Below are 15,527 nucleotides of genomic sequence, written 5' to 3' on the forward strand. Positions count from 1 at the left end.
GGGGTGCTTCTTTTTTCAACAACCCCCCCCACATAAGTCGGCCCCACAACCACATCCCCCCCAAAACACACAATTATAAAAAGCCCCCCCCCCCCGGCGCCCCCCCGCCCCCCCCCCGGCGAACGTGTAGTCCATCCGAAAGGGAGACCCCGTGGCACAGGACGTGCTTACCGACCTTAATAAGGTCCGCAACATCGGCATCATGGCCCACATCGATGCCGGCAAGACCACCACTACCGAGCGCATCCTGTTCTACACGGGTGTGAACCACAAGATCGGCGAGACGCACGACGGCGCTTCGACGACTGACTGGATGGAACAGGAAAAGGAACGCGGCATCACCATCACGTCTGCCGCCGTGACTTGCTTCTGGGACAAGAACCAGATCAACATCATCGACACTCCGGGCCACGTCGACTTCACCGTTGAGGTTGAGCGCTCCTTGCGCGTCCTCGACGGCGCAGTCGCAGTGTTCGACGGCAAGGAAGGCGTGGAGCCGCAGTCCGAGACTGTTTGGCGCCAGGCTGACAAGTACAACGTTCCGCGTATCTGCTTCGTCAACAAGATGGACAAGCTGGGCGCTGACTTCTACTTCACCGTAGACACCATCATCTCCCGCCTTGGTGCCAAGCCGCTGGTCATGCAGCTGCCCATCGGCGCTGAGAACGACTTCATTGGTGTTGTTGACCTCCTCGAAATGCGCGCGCTGGTTTGGCCTGGCGACGCAAAGGGTGACGTCACCATGGGCGCTTCCTACGAAGTGCAGGAAATCCCGGCGGACCTCCAGGCCAAGGCTGAAGAGTACCGTGCACAGCTCGTAGAGACTGTGGCCGAGGCTTCCGAAGAACTCATGGAGAAGTACCTCGAAGGTGAAGAACTCACCCTTGAGGAACTGAAGGCCGGCATCCGCAAGATGACCATCAACTCCGAGCTCTACCCGGTGTTCTGTGGTTCTGCCTTCAAGAACCGCGGTGTCCAGCCGATGCTTGACGCTGTTGTTGACTTCCTGCCGAACCCGCTCGACGTCCCGCCGATGATCGGTCACGATCCCCGCGACGAAGAGAAGGAACTCACCCGCAAGCCCTCTGCTGACGAGCCGTTCTCGGCCCTCGCCTTCAAGATTGCTGCGCACCCGTTCTTCGGTCAGCTGACCTTCGTCCGCGTGTACTCCGGTCACGTTGAGGCCGGCGCCCAGGTGGTTAACTCCACCAAGGGCAAGAAGGAACGTATCGGCAAGCTGTTCCAGATGCACGCCAACAAGGAAATGCCCGTTGAGGGCGCTACCGCCGGCCACATCTACGCAGCCATCGGTCTGAAGGACACCACCACGGGTGACACCCTGTGTGATGCCAACAACCAGATCGTCCTCGAGTCCATGAGCTTCCCGGAGCCCGTGATCTCGGTTGCCATCGAGCCGAACACCAAGGGTGACCAGGAGAAGCTCTCCACGGCCATCCAGAAGCTCTCCGCTGAGGACCCGACCTTCCAGGTCTCCCTCAACGAAGACACTGGCCAGACCATCATCGCCGGCATGGGCGAGCTCCACCTGGACATCCTGGTGGACCGCATGCGCCGCGAATTCAAGGTCGAGGCAAACGTCGGCAAGCCGCAGGTTGCTTACCGCGAAACCATCAAGCGCGCAGTCGAGCGTCATGACTACACGCACAAGAAGCAGACCGGTGGTTCGGGTCAGTTCGCAAAGATCCAGATCGCGATCGAGCCCATGGACACCGCCTCCGGCGAGCTGTACGCATTCGAGAACAAGGTCACTGGTGGCCGCGTTCCGCGTGAATACATTCCGTCCGTTGACGCTGGTATCCAGGATGCACTGAACGACGGCGTCCTGGCCGGTTACCCGGTAGTCGGCATCAAGGCCACGCTGATTGACGGCGCGTCCCACGATGTTGACTCCTCGGAAATGGCGTTCAAGATCGCCGGCCGTATGGCTTTCAAGGAAGCTGCACGCAAGGCGAACCCTGTTCTGCTTGAACCGCTGATGGATGTTGAGGTCCGCACACCTGAGGAATACATGGGTGATGTTATTGGTGACCTGAACGCCCGCCGTGGCCAGATGCAGTCCATGGAAGACGCAGCAGGTGTGAAGGTTATCCGTGCACACGTTCCGCTGTCCGGCATGTTCGGCTACATCGGTGACCTCCGGTCCAAGACCCAGGGTCGCGCTGTGTACTCCATGACGTTCAACAGCTACGCGGAGGTCCCGAAGGCAGTTGCCGACGAGATCATCCAGAAAACCCGCGGCGAGTAATCTCCCGGTAACGGATGCAATTCCGGTATCGGGAAGGCATCTAAGCGTGTGAGGCGGGGCTGCGGCGACAGCCGCGGCCCGGCCCCTGCGCAAACAGGCTCGAGGAACTACCATTGGTTCCTGAATCTGCAATTTCACCAAAACCAAGCCCCCAAGTAGACTTGCTAAAGTTTCTGCCGCGAAAAGCGCGGCCGAGGAGCACTTCACTTGAAATCGTTCTAGGAGGAACCTGTGGCAAAGGCAAAGTTCGAGCGGACTAAGCCGCACGTCAACATCGGCACCATTGGTCACGTTGACCACGGTAAGACGACGCTGACTGCCGCCATTTCCAAGGTGCTGTACGACCAGTACCCGGATCTCAACGAGCAGCGCGACTTCGCGTCGATTGACTCTGCTCCGGAAGAGCGCCAGCGCGGTATTACCATCAACATCTCCCACGTGGAGTACCAGACCGAGAAGCGCCACTACGCACACGTAGACGCCCCGGGTCACGCTGACTACATCAAGAACATGATCACCGGTGCTGCCCAGATGGACGGCGCAATCCTCGTGGTTGCTGCAACCGATGGTCCGATGGCTCAGACCCGTGAGCACGTTCTGCTCGCCCGCCAGGTTGGTGTTCCCTACCTGCTGGTCGCACTGAACAAGTCCGACATGGTTGATGACGAAGAACTCCTCGACCTCGTCGAAATGGAAGTTCGTGAGCTCCTGAGCTCGCAGGGCTTCGATGGCGATGAGGCTCCGGTTGTTCGCGTTTCCGGCCTCAAGGCTCTGGAAGGCGACCCGGTTTGGGTCAAGTCCGTCCAGGACTTGATGGCAGCTGTCGACGAGTCCGTTCCGGACCCCGTACGTGACCGCGACAAGCCGTTCCTGATGCCGATCGAAGACGTCTTCACGATCACCGGTCGTGGCACCGTTGTTACGGGCCGCGCCGAGCGTGGAACCCTCGCCATCAACTCCGAGGTTGAGATCGTTGGCATCCGCCCGATCCAGAAGACCACGGTTACCGGTATCGAGATGTTCCACAAGCAGCTCGACGAAGCATGGGCCGGCGAGAACTGTGGCCTCCTGCTCCGCGGTCTGAAGCGCGACGATGTCGAGCGTGGCCAGGTTGTCGTCAAGCCGGGTTCCATCACCCCGCACACCGACTTCGAGGCTAACGTCTACATCCTTTCCAAGGACGAAGGCGGACGTCACAACCCGTTCTACTCCAACTACCGCCCGCAGTTCTACTTCCGTACCACGGACGTAACCGGCGTTATCACCCTGCCGGAAGGCACGGAAATGGTTATGCCTGGCGACAACACTGAGATGACCGTTGCGCTCATCCAGCCGATCGCTATGGAAGAGGGCCTCGGCTTCGCTATCCGCGAAGGCGGCCGCACCGTTGGTTCGGGACGTGTCACCAGCATCATCAAGTAGTCACTACTTGTAGATCACTGACTTTCCGGCCCAGCCGGTAGTCACGTAAAGAAGGGCCCCGTCGCTTCGGCGATGGGGTTCTTCTTTGCTACTATTTATCTATCGAATGGATTAACGCGGGGTGTCCCATGCCCTGTGACGTCAAGGAGTAGCCATGGAAATCCTGCTAGTACTGATACTCCTTGTTGTGACAGGAGCCGTCAGCCATTCCATTGGTCGGAATCGGGGTCGAAGGGATACTGCGGGGGTCGCTGCCTCCACGGAGATGGCCGAACAGCATTCCTATCAAGCTGGATACATGGCGGGGCACCTGGCGGGTTGGCGCGATGCCGAGGCAAAGAAGGGGGCGGTGGAGGTGCCTGCGCCCCATCCGTTTGCTTCGCCTGCTGCATCTGCTCCGCCTGCGTCATTTGCCCCGCCTGCCCCATATGCCCCTGCGGCTGCAGGCCGCCCCGTGATGCCGGCCTCCCCGCCAGTGCATCCTCCAACACACGTGGGCACCCCGTTTCCAGCGTCCATGCCCTTGCCGCCGTCGCGAGTCCAACCTCCCGCAGTTCCGCAGCGCCCGCTCGTAGCACAGCAGCGTTGGGCCGAGGGCCAGCACACCCCGGTCGTCCGGGAGTCGCCAGAGGCCGCTGCAGCCCGTAAATCGAAGCGCGACCAGCAGAACATCAACGTCACCCTCTACGTTGCCAGCCTTCTTCTGGTAGCGGCCGGAGCCCTGTTTGTGGGGACAAGCCTCCCGGAACTCTTCCGCTTCGCGGGCATATGCTTCATCACCACCTTGTTCTATGTGGCAGGTTTGGTAATTCACGCCAAAATGCCCCGTTTGCGTCCGGCCGCTGTGGCTTTTGTTGGTACGGGCTTGGCGCTCGTCCCCGTCACGGGGCTTGCCATGTACAACTTCGTGCTGCCCAACGGTCCTGCGGCCTGGCTGGTGACCTCGCTGCTGGGGACGGCTGTGTACGCCTACACTGCGGTGCGGCTCGACAACAAAGTGCTGGCCTTCCTTTCCCTGAGCTTCGTTGTCTCCACTGCGTGGTCAGGGGTCTCCGTTTTGGGCGGTGCTTTGGTTTGGTACTTCACTGCGCTCATCGGGGTCGCCATCATCCTCACGCTGGGGGCGTTGATTCGTCCGCGATGGTTGCCGCCACTCTATGTCCGTCCGCTGATGGTGCTCCATCCTTTTGTGGTGCCGTTGGTGGCGCTTGCGGTGACGTTCACGCCGTATCTGTTATCCAAGGGCGAGTACCCCCTGGTAATGCTGATGTGTGGCATCTACTTTGCCGTGATGGCCTTCGTGCCACAGGCCCGGTACAGGCTGCAGCACTTCTATGGTGCCCGTGCAGCCTTGACACTGGCGTTGCTGGGGTTGGTCTGGGACGTTAGCTCGGACATCAGCACCGTGATGTTTGCCGCAGTCATTTGCTGTGCCGTCCATTCTTTGGGAGTTGCCTTCGGGGGAGCGGCGCTGAAGCTGCGCACATGGTGGAACGATGCTGTGTCCTGCCTGGGCCTGCAGCTGGCCACGGCAGCCATTCTGACTGTGGTGTTGGGTCTCGGGACTTACGAGCTGCCCGCGTATCTTCCTCTCTCCGTCACCATGCTCACGGCCATGGTAGTGGGCTGGAAGCTGGGCCACGGCACGGAGTTCGCAGCGGGCGTCGTTCTCGCAGTGTGTCTCCCGTTCATGGGTCTTCTGGGAGCATGGCCGGTTTCTGCGCTGCTGGCTTCTGCCGGGTTGTTCTGGTTCCTGCTGGCGGCGGTCCGCCCGGCATCGTTCCGTCTACAGCTGATCCTTGCCGGTCGGATTGCCTTAACGGCGGCCGTCCCCGCCATGGTGGCCGGCATCTTTGAGGAGAACCCGGACCGGATTGCTCTGTCCTTGGCGGCCCTCCTCGCAGCGGCCGTGGTGCAACTAATCATCAGTGCCGGGCTTGATCGCACGGGTATCCGCCTGCTTGCCCCGCAGGCGTCCCTTGCTGGATTCGCCGGGCTCGCCATGGCCAGCCTCCTTGTCCTGCCCATCGTCGACCACGCGGTGGGACACCCGTTTGTCCTGGCGGGAGTGCTCCTGGTCCTGTCAGCCGGGGTGGCGTCGGGGCTGCTGTTGTTCCCGTCGGCCCGCCAGCGCAACGCTGGCTCCGTGTCCTGGCGGCCAACCCTGGGGGAATCGCTTGCTCCAGCCACGGCCCTTGTTGCCGGCGTGGTTGCCGCGGCAGTTGTCTCGTTGGCTCTGGCAAACGTTGTCCTCCTGGTGGCCGTCGCGTACCTTGTGGCAACCGCGCTTCGGATCCCGGTTTCATACCACCGCCAGAGCTACTGGTGGATGGCGCGTGCGGTCGGTACCTTGCTGGCCGGATCGGCCTACTTCGACGCAATACGGCATGGCTGGAGCTTCAGCGTTGCCGGTGAGCTTCCCGCCGTTCCGCTGGTCGTAGCGCTGGCGGCGGGCCTGCAATTGGTTCTACCCCTGCGGGTGCAAAGCCAGCGGCGTTTCCCCCGCGCCTCCATGGTCGACGCCGGAGCGGTAGTTATCCTCATGGCAGGGGCAGCCACGGTCCTGACTGTTTCCGCTGCATGGGGAGAGCGGTTCCAGCGTGAGGGGTGGCAGCCGGGGGCGGTGGCCATTGGAGCGGCCCTGGCGGCTGTTCTCTGCGGTGTCGTCCTGCGCCGCCACCAAGGAGCTTGGATCTTTGCTCCGGCAGCCTTTGTGCTGCTCCTGGCGCTTCGGCTGGGGAATGTGCGGGACCTGGAGATCCTGCTGGGGATCTTCGCGACCTACAGCGCTTTCATGGTTGCTGTGGAACGGGACCGAATGGTCCGGGGCGGCTACATGCTGGGAGTTCGCGTCCTGTCGCTGGCTTTCATCGGGGTGCTTGTCGAGGATCTTTCAGGGTCGGGCACCATCGTGTCCATGGCCGTGACGGTGGTCCTCGTGCTGCAGCATGTGGTGACCTTGCTCCAGCGAAGCCGGGGATTGGACATCGCCTTCCAACAGGCCACGGTATGGGGCACTCTGGCTGCCCAACTCCTGTTGCCAGCGGCCTACCTGCTGGGGCGCGATTTCGACGGCGGCGGCCGTTGGGTGGTCATCGTCCAGTTAGCGCTTGCCGTGGCATCCGCTGGGATCGTCCGGCGTTTCCTGCGTGCACGTGGATCCGAGTACTTTGGTGTCGCTGGCCTGGGCGGTGCAGTGATCGCAGCGGGCCCGTCCTTGCTGTTCCCGTCCGGCACGTGGCTCCACCAACCGCTGCTTGACAGGGCTCAGGTGCCCGCGCTGCTCCTCGGGCTCGCCGCCTTGTTCGTGGTTGTACGGGTAGTTCGCCATGTGGTCCGTCCCGGGCAGATTACTGGGCCGCACTCCACGGAGCGCTGGTTCTGGTTCGTCGCGGCGCTTGCCTTCGTGGTGACTGGTGGTCTGATGTCGCTGGACGTGTCCTCTGCCATGACAGGGCTTGCCGTCGTGGTGTTTGCCGGCGTCCTGTTTGCTGCCTCGCACGTAGAGGAGCTGCCCGTCCTCTATCTCGGTGCGGCCCCGTCCTTGCTGGTAGGTGCCGTGCCCGCCGTCGAGGGTTTGCTGAGGGGGATGCCCCCGGGAGTGTGGGGCGACTACGCTCCCTGGCTGGTGGGCGGTGTTGGTGCAGCAGTGGCCCTGTATGCGGTGAAGCTGTTTGGCGGGATGGCCATCGTGGGGCAACCCCTTCGGCGGAATGCAGTTGTTTGTACCGCGGCGGTGGCGCTGGTCTCCTCGGCTGCCGTTGGAATGGTCCGCGATGAGACCTCGTGGGTCGGCTTCGTCCTGGTGGTGGCGGCCGGCGTGCTGATAGTTGTGGAGCTGCCGTCCAGCAAGTGGCTGGCTGGAGAGATTGCGGCGCTGGCCTCCGTGGCGGCATTCCAACGTGCAGTGCTGTTCGTCGGTGATGCCGGGCCGCAGTGGTTCTGGGTTGCTCAGTGGTACGTCCTGGCGGTCGCTGTTTTAGCAGGACTGCGCTACATCAGGGGCCAACGGAGCGACGGCCTGCTTCGGCTCTGCATCGCCGCAGGCGCCTTGTCGTTGACGTCCTTGGGGACCATTTTTGGCGGCACCACATCCCAGCAGCTGTATGTTCTGGTGGGTCACGCGGTACTCCTGGTCGCAGGGCTGTTCCTGGCCGAAAGGGTCTTGGTCTGGTGGGGCGCCGCCGGTGTCGCGCTGAGCGTCATGTGGGCCTTGCGCTCGTACGCCTTCGCTATGCTGGCGCTTGTCGCCTTGGCGCTGATTATTCTCGCGGTGTGGCGTTTGAACCGGAAACCGGAACTGCCTGGGTCGGTGCCAGCACCGGAAAGCGACGTCAGTCCGGACAGCAGCCGGGACGGAATCCGATAATCTGGCAGTCTACAAAGAGGAGCGCAGCATGGAATTCCTGATTTTCCTGGCAGTCATTGCCGCCATCGGTGGCGGCGTGCTGTGGGGCCGCAAGAACTTTCGGAATGAAATTGAACGCGCCAAGCGCATCAGGCGTGCCAACAAGAACAAGTAACGTCGTTTTAGCAAGCTTGGGCTAAGGCTCGTGGGTGCGGGCCCGTTCCAGTGCACGCAACCAGTAAAAGGATTCCTTGGGGGTCCGTTCCAAAGTATGGAAGTCCACGTGGACCAGCCCGAAGCGCTGGGAATAGCCTGCCGCCCATTCGAAATTGTCCAGCAACGTCCAGACGTAGTAGCCGCGTAGGTCCACGTCCTCGGCAATGCCGCCCGGCCCCGTTGCTGTCAGGGCGTGGCCCAGGTGCTCAGCCAGGTAGGAAATGCGGTTGGTGTCCTGGATGGGCCCGTCAACATGGGCAGGTTCCGGAAAACTTGCCCCGCCTTCGGTGATGTATACCGGGGGAAGGGCGTCCCCGTACCGGTCCTTCATTTGCCGCAGCAGCAACGCCAGGTAATCCGGCGCGACGGGCCAGCCGAACCCTGTGGTTTCATACTCCTGGTAGGCGGCCAAGTGGAAAGGAACTTCGCTCATCTCCGTTGACCTCCCGGTGGGGATCTCCGCCGGCCCGGGGCCCGCTGCCACCTTCACGGGGTAGTAGTAGTTGAGCCCGTAGAAGTCCAAAGGTTGGCCGATCAGTTCAAGATCGCCGTCGTGGATGGTGCCAAGTGAGCGGAACCACGGCTTCATGGGCCAGGGCGGCTTGGGGTATCGGCCAAGCAGTATCGCGTCGGCATAGATGCGGTTGAGGATCAGGTCCAGCGCCTGCGTCATCAGCCGGTCGCCAAGACTGTTGCTGGCGGGCTCAACGGGGCAGTGCATGTTGGACACCCCGATCTGTCCTTTGACGCCGGCGTCCCGGAGGACACGAACGGCCATCCCGTGTCCCAGCAATTGATGATGTGCGGCAGGCAGCGAATCAAACAGCAGCTGCCGGCCCGGGGCATGCACACCCAACGAGTACCCCTGCACGGTGACTGACACGGGCTCGTTCATCGTGACCCAGTGATCAACGCGGTCACCGAAGCGGTCTGCTGCGGCCGCGCAGTAAACGGCGAAGCGCTCGGCCGTGTCCCGGTTCATCCATCCTCCCGCATGCTCCAGTTCCAATGGCGTGTCCCAGTGGAACAGGGTGGCCATGGGGGAGATGCCGGCGGCCAGGAGTTTGTCTATGAGGCGATCGTAGAAGTCCAGGCCGCGTTGATTGATGGAGCCCTTGCCGCCGGGTTGGATCCGCGGCCAGGACAACGAGAAGCGGTATGAGTCCACGCCAAGCTCCTGCATCAAGGCGATGTCTTCATCGGAGCGGTTGTAATGGTCGCACGCTACAGTGGGAGAGCCGCCGTCGACTATTGCTCCTGGCTTTTCCGCGAAGGCATCCCACCCTGAGGGGCCGCGGCCATCAGAGGTCAGCGACCCTTCAATCTGGAAAGCTGCCGAGGCCACGCCCAGCGTGAAACCCGGACGCAGGCGCGCGGCAAGATCTTCCACGGAGCCTGAATCCTGGACGGTCATGTCCCAATCTTCCTCAGGCGCAGGCCACCGGGCAATGGTTCTGCGGGGCCCTTATAGCGCCGATTGGCCTTTGCCTCATATTTCCGCCATACTGGATGAGTTGTTCAAGCGCTTCTTCGTGTCCCGATCCGGATAATGCCGGGTGTCAGGGTCCAGGTGGAAGCCCAAACATAACCCTGAACCCCATGGAATGCGGTCGAGTCTGCGTGGAAATCGCGACACGCCCGACCGCGGGGGTCGGTGCGCCGGCAGGTTGAGGAACCCGGAATATCCGGATTCAGCTTGTGCGGCGTGTGGTGGTAATACCTCAAACGCTTCGGCGGCCACAACAACAGGTAAGTAAACAGAGCAGCCCTAACTAGAGCAGCACTAGCTGAAAGAGAGTCAGGCGACATGGCGGGACAAAAAATCCGCATCCGGCTGAAGTCATATGACCACGAGGTCATTGATGTTTCAGCGCGGAAGATCGTTGAGACGGTCACGCGCGCAGGCGCAACGGTAGTCGGCCCGGTGCCGCTGCCCACGGAGAAGAACGTTTACTGCGTTATTCGCTCTCCTCACAAGTACAAGGACAGCCGTGAGCACTTCGAAATGCGTACTCACAAGCGTCTGATCGACATCATCGACCCCACGCCGAAGGCTGTTGACTCGCTTATGCGTCTCGACCTGCCCGCAGACGTGAACATCGAAATCAAGCTCTAGGGAGGTGCTGAGAGACTATGACCGCAACCCGTAACGTAAAGGGCCTGCTGGGCACGAAGCTCGGCATGACCCAGGTCTGGGACGAGAACAACAAGCTCATCCCGGTAACTGTCGTCCAGGCTGACTCCAACGTCATCACGCAGCTGCGCAACGCAGAGGTAGATGGCTACGTCGCCGTCCAGATCGGCTACGGCCAGATCGACCCCCGCAAGGTCACCAAGCCGCTGGCTGGTCACTTTGAAAAGGCTGGCGTAACTCCTCGCCGCCACGTCGTCGAACTGCGTACCGCAGACGCCGCATCCTACGAGCTGGGCCAGGAGCTCTCTGTTGAGATCTTCGAAGCCGGCCAGAAGATCGACGTCGTCGGCACTTCCAAGGGTAAGGGCTTTGCCGGTGTTATGAAGCGTCACGGCTTCCACGGCGTTGGCGCTTCCCACGGTGCCCACAAGAACCACCGTAAGCCTGGCTCCATCGGTGGCGCATCCACCCCGAGCCGCGTCTTCAAGGGCCTGAAAATGGCCGGCCGCATGGGCGCCGAGCGTCACACCACGCTGAACCTCACGGTTCACGCTGTTGACGTTGAGAAGTCGCTGCTCCTTATCAAGGGTGCCGTTCCCGGTGCCCGCGGCCAGGTCGTACTCGTACGCACCGCCGTGAAGGGAGCCTAGTTCAATGACTAGCACTGTCAAGGTAGACCTGCCTGCAGAGATCTTCGACGTCCAGACCAACGTGCCGCTGCTGCACCAGGTCGTCGTCGCACAGCTCGCTGCTGCACGCCAGGGTACTCACAAGACGAAGACCCGCGCCGAGGTTTCCGGTGCAGGTCGCAAGCCGTTCAAGCAGAAGGGCACCGGCCGCGCCCGTCAGGGTTCAATCCGTGCTCCTCACATGACCGGCGGTGGCGTTGTCCATGGTCCGACCCCTCGTGACTACAGCCAGCGCACCCCCAAGAAGATGAAGGCTGCTGCACTCCGCGGCGCCCTGTCTGACCGCGCCCGCAACGGCCGCATCCACGTCATCGCTGAACTGGTAGCCGGCACCAAGCCGTCCGCCAAGGACGCACTGGCTTCGCTGCGCTCCGTCACAGAGCGCAAGAACCTGCTCGTCGTTATCGAGCGCGCCAACGATGTTGCTGCACTTTCCGTGCGCAACCTCCAGGATGTTCACGTTCTGTACGCAGATCAGCTGAACACCTACGACGTGCTTATCTCCGACGACGTGGTCTTCACCAAGGCTGCTTTCGAGGCGTTCGTCGCTGACAAGGCAAAGAACGAGGAGGCCTCCAAGTGAGCGTAACCACCATCAAGGACCCGCGCGACGTCGTGCTTGCACCCGTCGTATCGGAAAAGAGCTACGGTCTGATCGACGAAGGCAAGTACACCTTCCTGGTGGACCCTCGCTCGAACAAGACCGAGATCAAGCTGGCCGTAGAGAAGATCTTCTCGGTCAAAGTTGACTCGATCAACACCATCAACCGTGCCGGTAAGCGCAAGCGCACCAAATTCGGCTGGGGACAGCGCAAGAGCACCAAGCGTGCAATTGTCACCCTCAAAGAAGGCACAATCGACATCTTCGGCGGTCCGCTCGCGTAGCGGAGACCACTTTAACGAGGAAATAAATTATGGGAATCCGTAAATACAAGCCGACTACCCCGGGCCGTCGTGGCTCGAGCGTAGCCGACTTTGCTGAAATCACGCGATCGACTCCGGAAAAGTCGTTGCTGCGTCCGCTGCACAAGACTGGCGGCCGCAACAACTCCGGTAAGATCACCACCCGTCACAAGGGTGGTGGGCACAAGCGCCAGTACCGTCTGATCGACTTCCGTCGTCACGACAAGGACGGCATCAACGCCCGCGTTGCCGAAATCGAGTACGACCCGAACCGTACGGCTCGTATCGCACTCCTGCACTACGTTGATGGCACCAAGCGTTACATCATCGCTCCTAACAAGCTGTCCCAGGGTGACTTCGTCGAGGCTGGTCCCGACGCTGACATCAAGCCGGGCAACAACCTGCCGCTGCGCAACATCCCGGTTGGTACCGTAATCCACGCAGTTGAACTGCGTCCGGGTGGCGGCGCCAAGATGGCTCGTTCCGCAGGTGCTTCGGTACAGCTCGTTGCCAAGGAAGGCCGCTTCGCACAGCTGCGTCTGCCCTCCGGCGAAATCCGCAACGTTGACGTGCGCTGCCGCGCAACCGTCGGCGAGGTCGGCAACGCCGAGCAGTCGAACATCAACTGGGGCAAGGCCGGCCGTATGCGCTGGAAGGGCGTTCGCCCGACTGTCCGTGGTGTAGCCATGAACCCGGTTGACCACCCGCACGGTGGTGGTGAAGGTAAGACTTCCGGTGGACGTCACCCGGTTAACCCGAACGGCAAGCCCGAGGGCCGTACCCGCCGTCCGAACAAAGAGAGCGACAAGCTTATTGTTCGTCGCCGCCGTACTGGCAAGAACAAGCGATAGGAGCCTGGACACATGCCACGCAGCCTGAAAAAAGGTCCTTTCGTTGACCAGCACCTCTTTGTGAAGGTCGCACGGGAAAACGATAAGGGCACCAAGAACGTCATCAAGACCTGGTCCCGCCGTTCGATGATCATCCCCGACATGCTCGGGCACACGATCGCCGTACACGACGGACGCAAGCACATCCCGGTGTTTGTCACTGAGTCGATGGTCGGGCACAAGCTCGGCGAATTCGCTCCCACGCGGACATTCCGCGGCCATGTTAAGGACGACCGTAAGGGCAAGCGCCGCTAGGCGCCTGACTTTACGTCTTAGACGAGAGAAGGAAAGCAATGGAAGCCAAGGCTATTGCGCGTCACATCCGCGTAACGCCTATGAAGGCCCGGCGCGTCGTCAACCTTGTTCGTGGTAAGCAAGCGAATGAGGCTCTGGCAATTCTGAAGTTTGCCCCCCAGGCAGCTTCGGAGCCGGTATTCAAGGTACTTCAGTCGGCAATGGCCAACGCACGTGTCCTCGCGGACCGTGACGGCGTTGCATTCGACGACAGCGACCTCTTCATCACCGAAGCATTTGTTGATGAAGGCCCGACCATGAAGCGGTTCCAGCCGCGTGCCCAGGGCCGCGCCTACCGCATTAGGAAGCGGACCAGCCACATCACGCTGGTTGTCGCAACCCCGGAGAAAGAGGAGGCTCGCTAAGTGGGACAGAAAGTAAACCCGCACGGGTTCCGACTCGGCATCACCACCGACCACGTTTCGCACTGGTTCGCTGACAGCACCAAGCCCGGACAGCGCTACAAGGACTTCGTCCGCGAGGACATCAAGATCCGTCAGCTCATGTCCACCGGCATGGAGCGCGCCGGCATCGCCAAGGTCGAGATCGAGCGCACCCGCGACCGTGTCCGCGTGGATATCCACACGGCACGCCCGGGTATCGTTATCGGCCGCCGTGGCGCTGAAGCAGACCGCATCCGCGGCGAGCTCGAAAAGCTCACGGGCAAGCAGGTTCAGCTGAACATCCTCGAGGTCAAGAACCCCGAGATGGAAGCACAGCTTGTTGCCCAGGGCATCGCTGAGCAGCTGACTTCCCGCGTGGCTTTCCGCCGTGCGATGAAGAAGGCAATGCAGTCCGCACAGCGTGCGGGTGCCAAGGGCATCCGTGTTGCTTGCTCGGGCCGTCTGGGTGGCGCAGAAATGTCCCGCTCGGAGTTCTACCGCGAAGGCCGTGTGCCCCTGCACACCCTCCGCGCGAACATCGACTACGGCTTCTACGAAGCCAAGACCACCTTCGGCCGTATCGGCGTGAAGGTTTGGATCTACAAGGGTGACGTAACTGCCAAGGAACTGGCTCAGCAGGCAGCTGCTGCTCCGTCCCGTGGCCGCGCAGGAGACCGTCCGGGCCGCCCGGGTGGCGACCGCCGTCGTCGTAACGACCGTCCGGCAGCTGAGGCAGCACCCGCTGCCGTTGAAGCACCGGCCGCTGAAGCTGCTGCTCCGGCAGCAGAAGGAGGACAGGCTTAAATGCTTATCCCACGTCGAGTCAAGCACCGTAAGCAGCACCACCCGGGTCGTTCCGGCGCTGCTACGGGCGGCACCAAGGTCAGCTTCGGTGAGTACGGTATCCAGGCTCTCAGCCCGGCATACGTAACCAACCGTCAGATCGAGTCCGCTCGTATCGCGATGACCCGCCACATCAAGCGTGGCGGCAAGGTCTGGATCAACATCTACCCGGACCGTCCGCTGACGAAGAAGCCTGCCGAAACCCGCATGGGTTCCGGTAAGGGTTCTCCGGAATGGTGGGTCGCAAACGTCAAGCCGGGCCGGGTTCTCTTCGAACTCTCCGGTGTCAATGAAGAGGTAGCTCGCGAGGCCCTGCGCCTGGCAATCCACAAGCTCCCGTTGAAGGCACGCATTGTGCGTCGCGAAGGTGGTGAATAGAAATGGCAGTAGGGTCGAAGGATCTCGCACCCGCACAGCTGGACGGTTTCGACAACGAGCGTCTCGTTGAAGAACTCCGCAAGTCCAAGGAAGAGCTGTTCAACCTGCGTTTCCAGTCCGCCACCGGACAGCTGGAGAACCACGGTCGCCTGCGCGCGGTAAAGAAGGACATCGCACGCATCTACACCGTTCTCCGTGAGCGCGAGCTGGGCATTCGTGCCGAGGTTGCCGCACCGGTTGTGGAAGCCAAGGAAGAAAAGAAGTCCAAGAAGGCTGCCAAGGCTGAAAAGGCCGAGGTTGAAGCTGGAGAGGACGCCAAGTGAGCGAGAAGGAAACTGTGACGGAAGCAGCAGCCAGCGCTGAACAGCGCGGTTACCGTAAGACGCGTCGCGGCTACGTTGTCTCTGACAAGATGGAAAAGACCATCGTTGTTCAGGTTGAAGACCGCGTGAAGCACGCTCTGTACGGCAAGGTTATTCGCCGCACCTCGAAGATCAAGGCTCACGACGAAGAGAACACCGCCGGCATCGGCGACCTCGTTCTCATCTCTGAGACCCGCCCGCTCTCCGCTACCAAGCGGTGGCGTCTGGTGGAGATCCTCGAAAAGGCCAAGTAAATCCGACGCCGGGCACGCCTGGCAGGGTTCACTGGAAAGGCGGGGGGGGGGGGCGGGGCGGCGGGGGCGGGGGGGGGGGGGGGGGGGGGGGGGGGGGGGGGGGGGGGGGGGGGGGGGTTTGGGTTGTTTTGGGGGGGGCGGGGGG

General features: G+C 61.7%; 16 protein-coding genes. 15 read left to right on the forward strand and 1 reads right to left on the reverse strand.

The features are described from left to right. The first annotated feature begins 151 nt into the window (after positions 1–151). From fusA to LN996_RS23750, 4 genes are all read left to right on the forward strand, one after another. Positions 152–2,266, forward strand: coding sequence for an elongation factor G (fusA, locus tag LN996_RS21275; protein WP_026539805.1), 2,115 nt, complete (start codon positions 152–154; stop codon positions 2,264–2,266). A 231-nt stretch (positions 2,267–2,497) separates the two neighbouring features. Next, a complete protein-coding gene (tuf, locus tag LN996_RS21280) occupies positions 2,498–3,688 on the forward strand; it encodes an elongation factor Tu (protein WP_011775598.1) in 1,191 nt (396 codons plus the stop codon). A gap of 493 nt (positions 3,689–4,181) precedes the next feature. Then, on the forward strand, positions 4,182–8,057 hold the full coding sequence (locus tag LN996_RS21285; RefSeq protein WP_231342949.1) for a hypothetical protein: 3,876 nt from the start codon (positions 4,182–4,184) through the stop codon (positions 8,055–8,057). 28 nt (positions 8,058–8,085) lie between these two features. Next, the gene (locus LN996_RS23750; protein ID WP_256491713.1) at positions 8,086–8,211 is read left to right on the forward strand and encodes a hypothetical protein; all 126 of its coding nucleotides are present in this window, start codon (positions 8,086–8,088) and stop codon (positions 8,209–8,211) included. A gap of 21 nt (positions 8,212–8,232) precedes the next feature. Here the strand turns inward: LN996_RS23750 and LN996_RS21290 are convergent, their stop codons facing one another. Then, a complete protein-coding gene (locus LN996_RS21290) occupies positions 8,233–9,666 on the reverse strand; it encodes a GH1 family beta-glucosidase (protein ID WP_231342951.1) in 1,434 nt (477 codons plus the stop codon). Between the two features lie 393 nt (positions 9,667–10,059). Here LN996_RS21290 and rpsJ point away from each other — a divergent pair, with 393 nt between their 5' ends. From rpsJ to rpsQ, 11 genes are read left to right on the forward strand one after another with little or no spacing between them, the layout of a single operon-like run. After that, positions 10,060–10,368 (forward strand): 30S ribosomal protein S10, encoded by a 309-nt coding sequence (rpsJ, locus tag LN996_RS21295; RefSeq protein WP_003803825.1) that lies wholly within the window; start codon positions 10,060–10,062, stop codon positions 10,366–10,368. A 17-nt stretch (positions 10,369–10,385) separates the two neighbouring features. Then, positions 10,386–11,036 carry a 50S ribosomal protein L3 gene (rplC, locus tag LN996_RS21300; protein ID WP_026539807.1) on the forward strand — a complete coding sequence of 217 codons (651 nt, stop codon included), beginning with the start codon at positions 10,386–10,388 and terminating at the stop codon, positions 11,034–11,036. A gap of 4 nt (positions 11,037–11,040) precedes the next feature. Then, entirely contained in the window at positions 11,041–11,658 is a 618-nt protein-coding gene (rplD, locus tag LN996_RS21305; RefSeq protein ID WP_018776684.1) for a 50S ribosomal protein L4, read from the forward strand. After that, complete coding sequence (gene rplW / locus LN996_RS21310; RefSeq protein WP_011775593.1) at positions 11,655–11,960, forward strand: 50S ribosomal protein L23; 306 nt, start codon at positions 11,655–11,657, stop codon at positions 11,958–11,960. Before rplD ends, rplW begins: the two co-directional genes overlap by 4 nt. Positions 11,961–11,989: 29 nt before the next feature. After that, positions 11,990–12,829 carry a 50S ribosomal protein L2 gene (gene rplB / locus LN996_RS21315; protein ID WP_011775592.1) on the forward strand — a complete coding sequence of 280 codons (840 nt, stop codon included), beginning with the start codon at positions 11,990–11,992 and terminating at the stop codon, positions 12,827–12,829. A gap of 12 nt (positions 12,830–12,841) precedes the next feature. Then, entirely contained in the window at positions 12,842–13,123 is a 282-nt protein-coding gene (gene rpsS, locus LN996_RS21320) for a 30S ribosomal protein S19 (protein ID WP_011775591.1), read from the forward strand. 38 nt (positions 13,124–13,161) lie between these two features. Then, positions 13,162–13,527 carry a 50S ribosomal protein L22 gene (gene rplV / locus LN996_RS21325; RefSeq protein ID WP_011775590.1) on the forward strand — a complete coding sequence of 122 codons (366 nt, stop codon included), beginning with the start codon at positions 13,162–13,164 and terminating at the stop codon, positions 13,525–13,527. Continuing rightward, positions 13,528–14,349 carry a 30S ribosomal protein S3 gene (gene rpsC / locus LN996_RS21330; protein WP_011775589.1) on the forward strand — a complete coding sequence of 274 codons (822 nt, stop codon included), beginning with the start codon at positions 13,528–13,530 and terminating at the stop codon, positions 14,347–14,349. Beyond that, a complete protein-coding gene (gene rplP, locus LN996_RS21335; RefSeq protein WP_003803795.1) occupies positions 14,350–14,766 on the forward strand; it encodes a 50S ribosomal protein L16 in 417 nt (138 codons plus the stop codon). It abuts the gene before it with no gap. A gap of 2 nt (positions 14,767–14,768) precedes the next feature. Beyond that, positions 14,769–15,089 (forward strand): 50S ribosomal protein L29, encoded by a 321-nt coding sequence (gene rpmC, locus LN996_RS23755; protein WP_014922387.1) that lies wholly within the window; start codon positions 14,769–14,771, stop codon positions 15,087–15,089. Beyond that, complete coding sequence (gene rpsQ, locus LN996_RS21345; RefSeq protein ID WP_011775587.1) at positions 15,086–15,382, forward strand: 30S ribosomal protein S17; 297 nt, start codon at positions 15,086–15,088, stop codon at positions 15,380–15,382. The genes rpmC and rpsQ overlap by 4 nt, the downstream gene beginning before the upstream one ends. Positions 15,383–15,527 lie beyond the last annotated feature (145 nt).

The organism is Arthrobacter sp. AK01 (assembly GCF_021109375.1).
GTDB lineage: Bacteria > Actinomycetota > Actinomycetes > Actinomycetales > Micrococcaceae > Arthrobacter.